Annotated in this window: 18 protein-coding genes and 1 pseudogene; 8 read left to right on the forward strand and 11 right to left on the reverse strand. The window is 72.8% G+C overall.

Annotation, left to right across the window (positions count from 1 at the left end; translation table 11 throughout):
- Positions 1-9: 9 nt before the first annotated feature.
- From IOD16_RS12815 to IOD16_RS12840, 6 genes are read left to right on the forward strand one after another with little or no spacing between them, the layout of a single operon-like run.
- Positions 10-783, forward strand: a complete 774-nt coding sequence (locus tag IOD16_RS12815) for a thioesterase II family protein (RefSeq protein WP_123742038.1) — start codon at positions 10-12, stop codon at positions 781-783.
- A gap of 17 nt (positions 784-800) precedes the next feature.
- Entirely contained in the window at positions 801-1,775 is a 975-nt protein-coding gene (locus IOD16_RS12820) for a TauD/TfdA family dioxygenase (RefSeq protein WP_236594941.1), read from the forward strand.
- A 3-nt stretch (positions 1,776-1,778) separates the two neighbouring features.
- On the forward strand, positions 1,779-2,603 hold the full coding sequence (fabI, locus tag IOD16_RS12825; RefSeq protein ID WP_201440225.1) for an enoyl-ACP reductase FabI: 825 nt from the start codon (positions 1,779-1,781) through the stop codon (positions 2,601-2,603).
- A gap of 9 nt (positions 2,604-2,612) precedes the next feature.
- Positions 2,613-3,263: a hypothetical protein gene (locus IOD16_RS12830; protein ID WP_236594942.1), complete on the forward strand. Its 651-nt coding sequence runs from the start codon at positions 2,613-2,615 to the stop codon at positions 3,261-3,263.
- Complete coding sequence (locus IOD16_RS12835; protein WP_201440226.1) at positions 3,260-4,213, forward strand: ATP-binding cassette domain-containing protein; 954 nt, start codon at positions 3,260-3,262, stop codon at positions 4,211-4,213. Before IOD16_RS12830 ends, IOD16_RS12835 begins: the two co-directional genes overlap by 4 nt.
- Positions 4,210-5,010 carry an ABC transporter permease gene (locus IOD16_RS12840; protein WP_123742034.1) on the forward strand — a complete coding sequence of 267 codons (801 nt, stop codon included), beginning with the start codon at positions 4,210-4,212 and terminating at the stop codon, positions 5,008-5,010. The genes IOD16_RS12835 and IOD16_RS12840 overlap by 4 nt, the downstream gene beginning before the upstream one ends.
- An 85-nt stretch (positions 5,011-5,095) precedes the next feature.
- Here the strand turns inward: IOD16_RS12840 and IOD16_RS12845 are convergent, their stop codons facing one another.
- Both IOD16_RS12845 and IOD16_RS12850 read right to left on the reverse strand, forming a co-directional pair.
- Positions 5,096-5,305, reverse strand: coding sequence for a hypothetical protein (locus IOD16_RS12845; protein ID WP_123742033.1), 210 nt, complete (start codon positions 5,303-5,305; stop codon positions 5,096-5,098).
- Between the two features lie 30 nt (positions 5,306-5,335).
- The gene (locus IOD16_RS12850) at positions 5,336-5,653 is read right to left on the reverse strand and encodes a hypothetical protein (protein WP_148088700.1); all 318 of its coding nucleotides are present in this window, start codon (positions 5,651-5,653) and stop codon (positions 5,336-5,338) included.
- Between the two features lie 208 nt (positions 5,654-5,861).
- On the opposite strand from IOD16_RS12850, the gene IOD16_RS12855 reads away from it, so the two are divergent.
- Both IOD16_RS12855 and IOD16_RS12860 read left to right on the forward strand, forming a co-directional pair.
- Complete coding sequence (locus IOD16_RS12855; RefSeq protein WP_236594943.1) at positions 5,862-7,019, forward strand: sensor histidine kinase; 1,158 nt, start codon at positions 5,862-5,864, stop codon at positions 7,017-7,019.
- A complete protein-coding gene (locus tag IOD16_RS12860) occupies positions 7,016-7,663 on the forward strand; it encodes a response regulator (RefSeq protein WP_123742030.1) in 648 nt (215 codons plus the stop codon). Before IOD16_RS12855 ends, IOD16_RS12860 begins: the two co-directional genes overlap by 4 nt.
- A 37-nt stretch (positions 7,664-7,700) precedes the next feature.
- On the opposite strand, the gene IOD16_RS12865 is transcribed toward IOD16_RS12860, so the two are convergent.
- The 9 genes and pseudogenes from IOD16_RS12865 to IOD16_RS12905 all read right to left on the reverse strand — a co-directional run bounded on the left by IOD16_RS12865 (position 7,701) and on the right by IOD16_RS12905 (position 13,296).
- Complete coding sequence (locus IOD16_RS12865) at positions 7,701-8,402, reverse strand: SDR family oxidoreductase (protein ID WP_201440228.1); 702 nt, start codon at positions 8,400-8,402, stop codon at positions 7,701-7,703.
- On the reverse strand, positions 8,399-8,800 hold the full coding sequence (locus tag IOD16_RS12870; RefSeq protein ID WP_201440229.1) for a MaoC/PaaZ C-terminal domain-containing protein: 402 nt from the start codon (positions 8,798-8,800) through the stop codon (positions 8,399-8,401). Before IOD16_RS12870 ends, IOD16_RS12865 begins: the two co-directional genes overlap by 4 nt.
- Positions 8,797-9,243, reverse strand: coding sequence for an FAS1-like dehydratase domain-containing protein (locus tag IOD16_RS12875; protein ID WP_201440230.1), 447 nt, complete (start codon positions 9,241-9,243; stop codon positions 8,797-8,799). The genes IOD16_RS12870 and IOD16_RS12875 overlap by 4 nt, the downstream gene beginning before the upstream one ends.
- Before the next feature lie 189 nt (positions 9,244-9,432).
- Positions 9,433-10,194 carry a DUF899 domain-containing protein gene (locus tag IOD16_RS12880; protein ID WP_201440231.1) on the reverse strand — a complete coding sequence of 254 codons (762 nt, stop codon included), beginning with the start codon at positions 10,192-10,194 and terminating at the stop codon, positions 9,433-9,435.
- A gap of 122 nt (positions 10,195-10,316) precedes the next feature.
- Positions 10,317-10,643 (reverse strand): annotated as a pseudogene (locus IOD16_RS12885) (metalloregulator ArsR/SmtB family transcription factor); the annotation flags it as partial.
- A 5-nt stretch (positions 10,644-10,648) separates the two neighbouring features.
- Entirely contained in the window at positions 10,649-11,080 is a 432-nt protein-coding gene (locus tag IOD16_RS12890) for an SRPBCC domain-containing protein (protein WP_123742024.1), read from the reverse strand.
- 108 nt (positions 11,081-11,188) lie between these two features.
- Complete coding sequence (locus IOD16_RS12895) at positions 11,189-11,707, reverse strand: hypothetical protein (RefSeq protein ID WP_201440232.1); 519 nt, start codon at positions 11,705-11,707, stop codon at positions 11,189-11,191.
- A gap of 137 nt (positions 11,708-11,844) precedes the next feature.
- Positions 11,845-12,900: a branched-chain amino acid aminotransferase gene (locus tag IOD16_RS12900; RefSeq protein WP_201440233.1), complete on the reverse strand. Its 1,056-nt coding sequence runs from the start codon at positions 12,898-12,900 to the stop codon at positions 11,845-11,847.
- Positions 12,901-12,927: 27 nt separating this feature from the next.
- The gene (locus tag IOD16_RS12905; RefSeq protein WP_201440234.1) at positions 12,928-13,296 is read right to left on the reverse strand and encodes a nuclear transport factor 2 family protein; all 369 of its coding nucleotides are present in this window, start codon (positions 13,294-13,296) and stop codon (positions 12,928-12,930) included.
- Positions 13,297-13,299 lie beyond the last annotated feature (3 nt).

Raw genomic sequence — 13,299 nt, forward strand, 5'->3', positions numbered from 1 at the left:
GAGGTGCGCATGGCGGCCACGACCACCGCCGACCGCTGGCTGCGCACGCGCACGCCCCGGCCGTCGGCCGCGACCACCCTCGTGTGCCTGCCGCACGCGGGCGGATCGGCGAGCTACTACCGCGACTGGGGCGCGCGGCTGCCCGCGTCGGTCGAGGTGCGCGTCGTGCAGTACCCCGGCCGGGAGGAACGCCTCGTCGACGAGCCGGTCGACGACATGGCGGCGATGGCCGACGTGCTCGCCGACGTCCTCGCGCCGCTGTCCGACCGGCCCGTCGTGCTGTTCGGCCACAGCATGGGCGCGGCCATCGGCTACGAGGTGACCCGGCGGTGCGAGCAGCGCGGCCACCCGCCCGCGCTGCTCGTGGCCTCCGGGTTCACCGCCCCGCACCGCCGCACGCCCCAGGACCTGCACACCCGGGACGACGACGCGCTCGTCGCCGAGATCAGCCGGGTGTCCGGCGCCGACGCCGCCGCGCTGGCGAGCCCCGACCTGCGCGAGCTGCTGCTGCCGATGATCCGCGCCGACTACCGGCTCATCGAGCGGTACGCGCCCACCGCGCCGGACCCGGTGGCCACGCCGCTCGTGGTCTACCGGGGCGACGCCGACCCGGACGTCGACGCCGCCGGCGGCGAGGCGTGGCGCGACCTCGCGGCGTCCGGCGAGCTGCGCGAGCACCGCGCGTTCGACGGCGGCCACTTCTACTTCCGGCACGACCCGACCGCCCTGCTCGGGGCGATCTCCGCGCACCTCGGGCGGGTCCGCCCGGTGACGACTCACTGAGGGTGAGGGAAATGTTGTTGGCCAACGAAGACACGCTGACCACCGCCACGCTGGACACCGTCGAGCACGAGTGGCTCGACCGGATCGCCCGCGACCTGCTCGACGTGGCGGGCGGGCGGCTCGACAGCCCCGAGTGGGTGGCCGCGGCGCGCCGGGCGTGGGAGGACGCGCCCGCGTCGCTGCGGCACGCGCTCAAGGAGTTCCGCCGCGACTCCGGCACGGGCGGCGCGCTGCTGCTGCGCAACCTGCCCGTGGACGAGGACAACCTGCCGCCCACGCCGAAGGCCGAGGGCTCCGTGGTGCGCGAGGCGACGGTGTCCGCCGCCGTGCTCGTGCTCGTGGCGCACGGCCTGGGCGACCCCGGCGCGTTCCGCGCGGAGAAGTCCGGCGCGCTGGTGCAGAACGTGGTGCCGGTGCCGGGCAGGGAGGAGGTGCAGGGCAACGTCGGGTCGGCGCACCTGACCTTCCACACCGAGAACGCGTTCCACCGTCACCGGCCCGACTTCGTGCTGCTGGGGTGCGTGCGCCCGGACCACGAGCGGATCGCCGAGCTGCGGCTGGTGTGCTCGCGCCAGGTGCTGCCGAAGCTGGGGGAGCAGGCCCGCGCCGCGCTGTCGTCGGCGGAGTTCGTCACCGCGCCGCCGCCCTCGTTCGGCGCGACGTCCGGCGAGGTGCCCCCGCGCGCCGTGCTGCACGGCGACCCGGACGACCCCGACCTGTGCGTGGACCAGGCGGCCACCGAGCCGGTCACCGACCGCGCGGTGGCGGCCCTGGCCGAGCTGGGCGAGCTGTTCGACAACTCGTTCAACGCGCTGCGGCTGACCGCGGGCGACCTGGCGATCGTCGACAACCGGGTCACCGTGCACGGCCGGTCGGCGTTCACCCCGCGCTACGACGGCGCGGACCGCTGGTTGCAGCGCACGTTCGTCTTCGCCGACCTGCGCCGCTCCCGGGGCCACCGCCCCGGCGACGGCTACGTGCTGGAGAGCTGAGCCGTGGACCTGCTCAAGGGCAAGACCCTGCTCGTGACGGGCGTGCTCACGCCGTCCTCCATCGCCTACCACGTGGCGCGCCTGGCGCAGGAGGAAGGCGCGAACGTCGTCCTCACCGCGTACGGCCGGGTGCGGCTGGTGGAACGGCTCGCGCAACGCCTCCCGTCGCCCGCGCCCGTGGTGGAGCTGGACGTCACCGACGCCGACCACCTCGCCTCCCTGCCGCAACGGCTGGCCGCGCACGCGGACCGCGTGGACGGCGTGCTGCACTCGGTGGCCTACGCGCCGGCCGAGGCGCTCGGCGGCAACTTCCTCACCGCGCGCTGGGACGACGTGGCGCCCGCGTTCCACGTCTCCGCGTACTCGTTGCAGGCGCTGGTGCGGGCCGTGCGCCCGATGCTCGGGCCGGGCAGTTCCGTGGTGGGCCTGGACTTCGACGCCTCGCACGCCTACGCGGAGTACGACTGGATGGGCGTGGCGAAGGCGGCGCTGGAGTCCTGCGCCCGGTACCTGGCGTCCTACCTGGGCCGTGACGGCATCCGGGTCAACCTCGTCGCCGCCGGGCCGCTGCGCACCACCGCGGCCGTCGCCATCGGGCCGGGCGGCGACGAGGCGGCCCGCCGCGAGGGGCAGCGGTGGCACGGCAAGTCGCCGCTGGGCTGGGACGACCAGGAGTTCACGCCCGTGGCCCGCGCGTGCGTGGCCCTGCTGTCGGACTGGTTCCCCGCGACGACCGGCGAGATCGTCCACGTCGACGGCGGCGCGCACGTGATCGGGGACCGCCCCGGCGTCCCCGTCGCGGCGCCGTCCCCGCCGGCGGGATCGTGATCACGGGCGATGGGGTTCGCGGTGCAGGCCCGGGGGACCTCGGCCGGAGAGGTCCGGTCGCGGGAGGTCCTGGCGCAGGCGGCGGGGCAGGACCCGGTCGTGCTGTACCTGATCGTGGCGTGCGAGATCGCCTTCTGGGTCGTGCTGGCCTTGGGGCTGCTCGCCCGGTACCCGCTGCGCAAGCCCCGCCTCGGCGGGGCGCTGCTGCTGGGCGTGCCGGTGGTGGACGTGGTGCTGGTCGTGGCGTGCGCCGTCGACCTGCGCACGGGCGGCACGCCGGGCATGACGCACAGCCTGGCCGCGGCCTACCTGGGCGTCAGCCTGGCGTTCGGGCCGCACCTGGTGCGGCGGGCGGACGCGTGGTTCGCGCACCGCTTCGCCGGCGGCCCGCGACCGGCCCGACCGCCGCGCCGCGGCCGGGCCCGGCAGCGCCACGAGTGGGCGATGTGGCTGCGCTGCCTCGCGGCGCTGGCCGTCTCGTCCGCGCTGACCCTGGTGATGTTCCTGATCGGCGGGCCGAGCACGGTCGAGCTGTGGAACTTCGAGATCCAGCTCGCCGCGGTCACCGCGCTCTGGCTCGTCGGCGGCCCGCTGCGCCTGACGCTGTTCCCGCCCAAGACCCCGGTCGGGGCGGACGACCACACGGAGGAGGAACGGTGACCGCAGCCGTCGAGGCGCGAGGCGTCGTCAAGTCGTACAAGGCGCACCGCGCCCTCGACGGCGTGGACCTGACCGTGCCCACCGGGACGGTGCTGGGGCTGTTGGGCCCCAACGGCGCGGGCAAGACCACGATGGTGCGGGTGCTGACGACGTTGCTCAGGCCGGACGCGGGCGACGTCCGCGTCGCCGGCTACGACGTGCTCTCGCAGTCCGCCGACGTGCGGCGTTCCATCGGCCTGTCCGGGCAGTACGCGGCCGTGGACGAGAGCCTGACCGGGTACGAGAACCTGTACCTGGTCGGCAGGCTGTACGGCTTCAAGGCCACCGAGGCGCGGGCCCGCGCCCGCGAGCTGCTGGCGCTGTTCCGGTTGGAGCAGGCCGCCTCCCGCCTGCTGCGCACCTACTCCGGCGGCATGCGGCGGCGGCTCGACCTGGCCGGCGCGCTCGTCGCCCGGCCGCCGGTCGTCGTGCTGGACGAGCCGACCACCGGCCTGGACCCGCGTTCCCGCCTCGACACCTGGGAGATGGTGCGGCGGCTCGTGGACGACGGCGCGTCCGTGCTGCTCACGACCCAGTACCTGGAGGAGGCCGACCAACTGGCCGACTCGATCGTGGTGATCGACCGGGGACGGGTGGTGGAGCGGGGCACCTCCGACGAGCTGAAGGCCCGCGTCGGCAGCGAACGGCTGGAGATCGTCGTGGCCGACTCCGCCGACCTGCCCGCGCTGACGGGCGTGCTCGCCGAGGTGGGCGCGGCCGAGCCCGTGGTGGACGAGCACCTGCGCCGGGCGCACGTGCTCGTGCACGTCGGCCCGAAGACGCTGATGGAGGCGTTGACGCGGCTGGACGCGCTGGACGTGCGGGTGCTCGACGTGTCGCTGCACCGGCCCAAGCTGGACGACGTGTTCCTGATGCTCACCGACCGCGCCGAGGACGGGGAGGACTCGTGACCGCAGTGGCCAAGGTCGCCGTCGACGGCTGGATGATCGCCTGGCGCAACCTGCTGCACGTGCGGCGCAGCGTCGACTGGGCGTTCGCCGCGGTGGTGCAGCCGGTGATGTTCGTGCTGCTGTTCGGGTTCGTGTTCGGCGGCCTGCTCGGCGGCGCGGCGTACCGCGAGTACCTGCTGGCGGGCATCCTGGTGCAGACGTTGGCGTTCAACTCCGCGTTCACCGTCATCGGCCTGTCGACGGACCTGCGCAAGGGCTTCATCGACCGGCTGCGGTCGCTGCCGATGTCCGGCGTGTCGGTGATGGTCGGCCGGACGCTGTCGGACCTGGCGGTGAGCGTCGTGGCGATGCTCGTGACGTGCCTGTGCGGGCTGCTCATCGGCTGGCGGGTGCGCGGCAGCTTCCTGGACGCCGTGCTGGCGTTCCTGGTGCTGCTGGTGTTCGCGTTCGCCATGTCGTGGATCGGGGCGCTCATCGGGCTGGTCTCGCCGAGCCCGGAGGCGGCGCAGAGCGCCGGCCTGATCTGGCTGACCCCGCTGACGTTCGTGTCGTCCGGCTTCGTGCCGGAGGAGTCCATGCCGGGACCGCTGCGCGTGATCGCCGAGTGGAACCCGCTGACCGCGGTGATCAACGCGGTGCGCGGCCTGTTCGGCAACACCGTGCCCGGGCTGGACGTCGTGTCCGGCTCCTGGCCCGACGACCACGCGCTGGCCTACGCCTGGCTGTCGTCGCTGCTGATCGTGGCGGTGTTCGTGCCGCTGAGCATGCGCGCCTACCGCCGGGTCGCGGCCCGCTGAGCGCAGGAGAAGGCGGTAGGTGGGACGGGCGCCCGTCCCACCTACCGCGCGGCGGCCAGGGGAGGCCGCCGAGTCCCGGTCGACGTCACCGCCGCCGGGTGGCGACCATCGACCGGTACACCGCAGTGATGGCGAAGATCAGCACGCCGACCATCGCCACCGTGATCGCGACGTTGGCCACGTCGGACACCTTGCCGCCGATGAAGTACTGCTTGATCAGGTTGGACCCGACGATCAGGACGACGTACACCCACCACGGGGCCCACCGACCGTCGTTCACCTTGCCCTCAGCCACTTGTCCTCCTCGCCGGGCGCGGGCACACCCTCAGCACAGTTCCTTGATTTTCGCGGCGCCGTCGGCGATGTCCTCGGATTTGTCCGACAGCAACTGGCGGGCCGCGGCCAACACCTTGGCAGCCCGCGACGATTCGTCCATGTTCCCGGCGATGTCGTCGATTACCGAACCCAATGTCCTGGCCGCTTCGCTCTTCCCGTCGGGGTTCGCGGACATCCATCCGTTCGCCACGTGGCACAGCAGGGTCGTGCGGCCTTCATCGGTGTTGTCGCCGGTCGAATTCCCGTCGGCGACCGGGTCGCAAGCGCTCAGCGCGAAAGCCGACACCACCGCCAGTGCTACCGCCACGCTTTTCATGGTGACATCCGCTCCTCTCGGTGTGGTCGGCGGGCCGTGCGCCTGCCGTGACACCATCATCGCGAGGCGGGCGGGTGCGCGGCATCGGCGGTCGGAGCGATCACGGGTCATCACTTCGGCCGATGCGAGCCGCGGTGGCGTGTGCTGTGATCGCGCGGTGCAGGCCGGAATAACTCGCGCCGTCTCCGGGCTCCGGAAGTTGCCGGAGTGGCAGCACGACGCCCTCATCGTGATCAGCTCGTTGCTGGTCGGCTCGGTGTTGTTCGCCACCGGCCTGTACCCGTTGTTCCGCCTCGACGACCAGATTCCGCCGTGGGTGCGGGTGCTGTTGTTCGGCGGTATCTGCGTGGTGGAGGCGTTCCGCCGGATCGCGCCGGGCACGGCCCTCGCGGTGGGCACGGCGTTCCTGTTCGTGGACTGCGTCATCGGGGTCAGCACGCCGACCCTCGTCGTGTACGCCGACCTGCTCTACGCGGCCACGCTCTACGGCCCGCGCCGGCTCAGCCGCGACATGGTGCCGATCGCCGTGCTGACCTCGATCAGCACGATCACCGCGACCGTGCTCCTGGTGCCCGGCTGGCGCGCCACGGTGCTGGCCGCGTTCGCCGTGCTGCCGTTCCTGCTGATCCCGGTGTGGTGGGCGACGAACGTGCGGCAGCACCAGCGGATGGCCGAGGTGGAGCGCGCGAACACCCGGCAGCTCGCCAAGATCGCCCAGCTGGACCGGACCGCCGCGGTCGCCGCCGAACGCGCGCACATGGCCCGTGACCTGCACGACGTCATCGCCGGGCACCTGTCCGCGATAGCCATCCAGGCCGAGGCCGCGCTGTCGTTGAAGGACGACGACCCGATGACGCGAGTGGTGCTCAAGTCCGTGCGGGAGAACAGCGTCAGCGCGTTGGACGAGATGCGTGCCATGATCAACCTGCTGCGCGCCGACGTCACCGACCCGGACGAGCCGACCGCTCCCGCGCGGTTGGCCCAGCTGTCCCGGCTCATCGAGTCGGCGCAGGCGGGCGGCATGCGGCTGGACGTCCGGGTGGAGTACGACGACACCGAGCCGCTGCCCGCCGCGGTCGACCTGACCGCGTACCGGATCGCCCAGGAGGCGCTGACCAACGCCATGAAGCACGCACCGCGCACGAACGTCGTCCTCGACCTGCGCCGCACCGACACCGAGATGGTGCTGGAAGTGGTCAACGAGCTGTGCGACGGCGGTGACGGGGGAGGCCTGGGCACCGGGCTGCTGAACATGCGGGAGCGCACGGCGGCGGTCGGCGGCTCGCTCACCGCCGGACCGGCCGACGGCGCCTGGAAGGTCCGCGCGGTGCTGCCGCTGCCCGGGGTGGAGCGGTGAGCATCAGGGTGCTGGTGGTGGACGACCACGCGGCCATCCGCGCGGGCCTCGTGCTGATCCTGGGCAACGCCGAGGGCATCGAGGTGGTCGGGGAGGCGGGCGACGGCGCGACGGCGATCAGCCAGGCGCGGGCGCTGCGGCCGGACGTGGTGCTGATGGACATCCGGATGCCCGGCCTGGACGGCATCGCCGCGACGAAGGCGCTGCACGGCGACAGCGTGGCCCAGGTGCTGGTGCTGACCACGTTCGACCTGGACGAGTACGTGTTCGCCGCGCTGCGCGCGGGCGCCGCGGGGTTCCTGCTGAAGTCGGTGGACGCGCCGCGGCTGGTGGAGGCGGTGCGGCTGGTCGCGGCGGGCGAGAACGTGCTCGGCCCGGAGATCACCCGCAAGCTGATCAAGGCCTACGCCGAGGCGCCGGTGAAGACCCAGCCGGTCCTCGACAGCCGCCTGGACCAGCTGACCGAGCGGGAGCTGGACGTGCTGCGCTGCCTGGGCCGCGGCCTGTCGAACGCCCAGATCGCGCACGAGCTGTTCATCAGCGGCGCGACGGCGAAGACCCACGTCTCCCGCATCCTGACGAAGCTGGACCTGCGCTCCCGCGTGCAGGCCGCCATCTACGCCCAGGAGAACGACCTGGTGTGAGGAAGGTCCGGCCGAGCGCGCGGTACCCCCGAGGGCTTCACCAGCCGAGCGCGCCGCCGCCCGTGACCGGGATCGTCGCGCCGGTCACGTACGTCGAGCCCGCGACCCAGCGCACCACCTCGGCGATCTCCTCCGGCCGGGCCAGCCGGCCGAGCGGGACCTGGTCGATCAAAGCCTGCCGCTGCCGGTCCGTCAGCACCGCGACCATGTCGGTGTCCACCGGGCCCGGCGCGACGACGTTGACCCGCACGCCGCGCCGCCCGTACTCCAGCGCCACCGACCGCGCGAACCCCTCCAGCGCCGCCTTGGCCGCCGCGTAGTTCGCCTGACCGGGTGACCCGGCGCGGGCCGAGGCCGAGGAGACCAGCACGATCGACCCCGCCCGCGCCTTCGCCATCGCGGGCAGCACCCGTTGCGCGACCCGGAACGCGCCGAGCTGCGTCACCTCGATGACCTCTCGGTAGTGCTCCTCGGGCATCCGCGCGACCAGCCCGTCGCGGGTCACGCCCGCGTTCAGCACGACCACCTCCGGCGCGCCCTGGTGCGCGGTGACCTCGGCGACGGCGTCGGCCACCCGTTCGGCGTCGGACAGGTCCAGCTCCACCCCGAACACCCCGTCGACCGACACGCCCGACCCGCGGTGCGTGCCCGCCACCCGGTCCCCGGCGCGCAGGAACTCCCGCGCCACCGCCTCGCCGATGCCCCGGTTCGCGCCCACGACCAGCACGGACCTGGTCACGACGCCAGCTCCACGACCGCCTCGCCGCGCGCGACCACGACGCCGTCGTCCCGCGTCGCCGTCACCTGGACCCGCGCGGTCCCTGCCGCCACGTCGACCGAGGCGACCTTCCCGCCGCACGTCACCCGCGCGCCCAGCGGCGTCGGCGCGGTGAACCGGGTCTTGAACGACCGCAGCGCGCCCGTCGCCGGCCACGACGTGACCAGGCGGCCCAGGTGCGCCATGACGAGCATCCCGTGCGTCACGATTCCGTCCAGCCCGCCTTGCCGCGCGGCGTCGTCGTCGAGGTGCACGGGATTGTCGTCGCCGGACGCGACTGCGAATTCCCGAAGCTTCTCCCGGGTGATCGCGGGCACCTCGGTCGCGGGTAACCGGTCACCGACCGCCGGCGCGCTCACGCGGTCTCCCCTTCCTCGATGACGAGCACCTGTCGCAAATCCGCCAGGTGTTCCCCGCCCCGGTGCACGGCCGTCTCCTGCACGATGAACTCCAGCCGTCCGCCCATCCGCCGGTAAACGTCGGCGACCACGCTCTCGAAGCGCAACTCCTCGCCGGCGTGCACGCTCCGGTGATAGGTGAACGACTGCTCGGCGTGCAGCACGCGCAAGGGGTCGAGTCCCATCTCGACCAACAACCCCTCGCCGCGGGCCTCGAGTTCCAACCCGAACAGCATCGTCGGCGGCAGCACCACCTCGGGATGACCGGCGGCGCGCGCCGCGTCGACGTCGACGTGCACGGCGGCGTCCTCGCCGATGGCCCGCGCGAATGCGACGACCCGTTCCCGGGGCACTTCCAGCACAACGGGATCGAGTCGTTTTCCGACGAATTCCGGAGCGATCATCGGCGCACCGTACCGGCGCCCGCGGCCGCACCGCGAGAGCGCGCGCGAATAGCGCGACGGTTTACCGAAATCTATATTTCCGCGATATCCGGCGCGGTCCGGGTCCGGTCCTGAGCGGGTCCGGTCGGGTCGGAGGCCGAGCCCGGTGCGGGACGACCCGCGCCCGGGTCGTCCCGCACCGCCGGGCCGTCAGTGGCAGCAGTCGCCGTGCTCCGCCGCCTGGACGGAGACCTTCCCGCCCTCGTCCTCGGCGGCCCCGGTCGACCACCACTCGACGGGCCTGGTGTCGGTGTAGGAGTCGTGCCACTTCCACCACGAGTACGCCGAGGTCTGGGGGTAGCCCTCGGGCGAGTCCTCCCAGTGCTCCTGCCTGCCGAGCGCGGTCATGTCGAGGTAGCTGAACGTGCTGCCCAACGCCTCGTCGCCGCGCTCGTTGATGAAGTAGGTGCGGAACACGCGGTCGCCCTCGCGGATGAACGCGTTCGTGCCGTGCCACTCGTCCACGCCGAAGTCCGCGTCGAAGTCGTCGAGGATGGTGACCCAGGGCATCCGCCAGCCCATCCGCGCCTTCAACCGCTCGATGTCGGCCAGCGGCGCGCGCGAGGCCAGCGTCAGGGTGGTGTTGCGGGCGTTGAGGTGGGCGACGTGCCCGACCTGGTCGGCCGTCACGAACGAGCAGCCGGGGCAGGCGTGGTCCGGCCAGCCGTGCACGCCGGGCTCGAAGAACGCGCGGTAGACGATCAGCTGCCGCCGGCCCTCGAAGAGGTCGAGCAGGCTCCGCCGGCCGTGCGGGGTGTCGAACGAGTACTCCTTCTCCACCTCGAACCACGGCATCCGCCGACGTGCCGCGGCCATCGCGTCCCGTGCCCGGGTCAGCTCCTTCTCCTGCACCAGCAGTTCCTGGCGAGCGTCCTCCCACGCCGACGCGGAAACGATCGGAGGTGTCTTCATCGGTGGTGTCCACCTTCCAATTTCAGGGTGACGCGCACGGTCCCGCCCACCGCCGGGGTCGGCGGGCCGTGATCAGCCGCGGTGTCTTCGGGTGCATCCGGTGGGACCGCGGTGGGGACGCTGCGGTCGAGGTGGTCCTTCAGCGCGCTGAGCGGTCCGTCCCAGTCACGCGCCAGCGACGCCAGGTACTGCTGTGCCACCTGCATCGGCGCGGAGCGCAGCCGGAACCGCACCCGGCGCCGCTCGCCGGGTTCCGCCAGCACCAGGCCCACGTCGGTGAGCAGGGCGAGGTGCTTCGCGATCGCCTGCCGGGTGACGGGCAGGCGGTCGGCGAGGTCCGTGGCCGTGGCCGGGCCGCCCGCGGCCAGCGCCGCCAGGATGGCGCGCCGGGTCGGGTCCGCCAGGGCGGTGAAGACCTGCTCGGCCACCGCCTCGATGTCGGGTGGCATCGACGTCAAGCGGGTTCGAGGTGGTCGACCAGCTCCCCCAACTCGCTCGCCCAGCCCTGGTTGTGCGCGTCGTACGCCTTGCCGTGACCGTCCTCCGGCAGCTGCGCGAACCCGCTCTCCACGACCTTGAGCCGCGTGCCCGCGCCGATCTCCTCGAGGGTGAACTCGACGTACGTGCGGCGCGGGTCGTCGGCGGGCATGCCGAAGACCGGCCAGGTGAAGGCGAACACGGTCGGCTCCTCGACCCGTTCCACCCGCAGCTCGACCGTCGGGCCGCCGGACCAGGTCATCCGCGCGGCGCCGCCCGGGCGCAGGTCGATCGTCGCCTCATCGCCGAACCACTCGCCCAACCCCTCGGCCGTGGTGATCGCCGCCCACACCCTGGTCGGCGGTTGCGCGATCTCCACGACCCGTTCGATGCGATCAGGAAAACCCATGACGGCCCCTCGCGAGTAGCGAAACCTACGGTCGCGAGGTTATCGCAACCATTTGGTTGCGTCCACGTGGTCGAGTGGTCTCGATCGGGTGATGCGGCAGCTCGCCGGTCAGACCCCCACGGTGAGTGCGCCGACCAGCGACAGCCGGGAGACGCCGGTGGTGGCGCAGCTGAGCGGGTCGGGGTTCAGCGCGGTCAGCTGCATCTTCGCCGGCTGCGCGGCGAACGCGCCCGAGCTGATCGAGCCCAGCAGCACGATGACGATGTTCGCGCCGACCCGGCTGGACGTCCGGTTGTACGAGTACGCGCTCGGCGTCACGGCCGGATCGGTCCACGAGAAGACCCGCGTCCCGGCGCCTTGGTAGAACAGCGCGGTGCAGGTGTAGTCCGGCAGCGTGGCGGTCTCGGTGTAGGAACCGGTGGCCGCGGCGCCGTTGGCGCAGTTGAAGAGCTGGCCGTTGACGGTGACGCCGACCGTCCTGGGTGTGTCGGTCACCGGCTCGCTGAAGGTCACCACCTCGTTGACCAGGCAGAGCTGCCCGTCGGCCGCGTTCGCCGACGGGGTGACGCCGGACAGCGTCGCGGCGGCGGCCAGGCAGGCGGCGGCAGCGGCTTTGCTCGCGTTCATCGGGGACCTCCGGGTCTCGACGGCGGGGACACGGTGGTCATCGGCGGCCCCTCGCGTTGCGTTACCGGTCGGGCACCGCCCGTGCAGGCGAGGGGGCGGGCCGGGTCGCGTGGACCCGGCCCGCATCGCCCGTCGCCTCAGGCCACCCGGTGCAGCCAGCCGTCCACGTCCGGCACGCGGCCGTGCTGCAGGTCGACCAGGGCTTGGCGCAGGGCGCCGGTGACGGGGCCCATCTCCCCGTCACCGACGGTGAAGTCGCCGTCCACGTCGCGCACCCGGCCGACCGGGGTGACGACCGCCGCCGTGCCGCACGCGAACACCTCGGTGATCTCGCCCGCCTCGCACCCGGCCCGCCACTGGTCGACCGACACCGGTCGCTCGGCGACCCGGTAGCCCAGGCGCGCGGCCATGCGCAGCAACGAGTCCCGGGTCACGCCCGGCAGCAGGGTGCCGGTGAGCGGCGTGGTGAACACCTCCGCGCCCGCGCCCGAGCCGCGCACGAAGAACAGGTTCATGCCGCCCATCTCCTCCACCCACCGGCGCTCGGCCTGGTCCAGCCACACCACCTGCTGGCACCCGGCCTCCTGCGCCTTGCGCTGCGCCACGAACGACGGCCCGTAGTTCGCCGCGCACTTCACGTCGCCCGTCCCGCCGGGCATGGCCCGCGCCTGGTCGCGCGACACCAGCACGGACACCGGCCGCACCACGTCGCCGAAGAAGCCGCCCGCCACGAAGGCCATCACCAGGAACAGGTACTCCTCCGACGGCCGCAGCATCAGGTTCGCGTCCGTGCCGAACATCAGCGGGCGCAGGTACAGGCTGTGGTCGGGGTGGTCGGACAGCTCGGCGTGGTCGGCGGCGACGAGCCGGTCCACGCCGTCGACGTAGAGCTGCTCGGGCAGCGACGGCATCGCGAGCCGCGCGGCCGACCGGTTGAAGCGGCGCGCGTTCTCCCACGGCCGGAACACCGCCACCGAGCCGTCCTGCTGGCGGAACGCCTTCATGCCCTCGAAGATCACCTGGCCGTAGTGCAGGCCGAGGGTGGCCGGGTGCAGCGACAGGTTGTCCATCGGCAGCAGGTCGCCGTCGTGCCAGCCGAGGTCGGGGGAGTACTTGAGGCTGTAGAGGTGCGGGGTGAACGCGGCGCCGTGGCCGGGGGACGCGGCGGCGGGCTTGTTCAGCAGCGAGGTCATGACGGGGCTCCGTTCGGTGGGGAGGGATCAGACGAGGGGGGCGAAGAAGAACGTCTCGCGCTTGCTGAAGCGGCCGTCGTCGGCGAGGGTGAAGAAGTCGGCGTAGCGCAGGCTGGTCCGCGTGCCGTCGCGCAGCACGCCCTCGAACGACCCGCGCACGGCGACCTGGTCGCCTTCCAGCACCACGGACTCGACGCGGTGCTCGCCCTCCTTGATGACCCGCACGCTGGTGTAGAAGTGCGCCACGCCGTCGTGGCCGGCGACCGGCGGGTAGCCCGGGCGGTGGTAGGTGGTGTCCTCGGTGAACATGGCGACCAGCGCGGGCACGTCGCCGGTGTCGACGAACCGGTAGAAGTCGTGGACCAGGGCGGCTTCGCGGGTCAGGGCTGCGGTCATGGC

Source organism: Saccharothrix sp. 6-C (genome assembly GCF_016695385.1).
Taxonomy (GTDB): domain Bacteria; phylum Actinomycetota; class Actinomycetes; order Mycobacteriales; family Pseudonocardiaceae; genus Actinosynnema; species Actinosynnema texasense.

What these genes read in the sequence shown, in the direction of transcription:
- IOD16_RS12815 (WP_123742038.1), top strand. Translation starts at nt 10, where the DNA reads ATGGCGGCCACGACCACCGCCGACCGCTGGCTGCGCACGCGCACGCCC.
- IOD16_RS12830 (WP_236594942.1), top strand. Translation starts at nt 2,613, where the DNA reads ATGGGGTTCGCGGTGCAGGCCCGGGGGACCTCGGCCGGAGAGGTCCGG.
- IOD16_RS12875 (WP_201440230.1), bottom strand. Translation starts at nt 9,243, where the DNA reads ATGATCGCTCCGGAATTCGTCGGAAAACGACTCGATCCCGTTGTGCTG.
- IOD16_RS12880 (WP_201440231.1), bottom strand. Translation starts at nt 10,194, where the DNA reads ATGAAGACACCTCCGATCGTTTCCGCGTCGGCGTGGGAGGACGCTCGC.
- IOD16_RS12890 (WP_123742024.1), bottom strand. Translation starts at nt 11,080, where the DNA reads ATGGGTTTTCCTGATCGCATCGAACGGGTCGTGGAGATCGCGCAACCG.
- IOD16_RS12895 (WP_201440232.1), bottom strand. Translation starts at nt 11,707, where the DNA reads ATGAACGCGAGCAAAGCCGCTGCCGCCGCCTGCCTGGCCGCCGCCGCG.
- IOD16_RS12900 (WP_201440233.1), bottom strand. Translation starts at nt 12,900, where the DNA reads ATGACCTCGCTGCTGAACAAGCCCGCCGCCGCGTCCCCCGGCCACGGC.
- IOD16_RS12905 (WP_201440234.1), bottom strand. Translation starts at nt 13,296, where the DNA reads ATGACCGCAGCCCTGACCCGCGAAGCCGCCCTGGTCCACGACTTCTAC.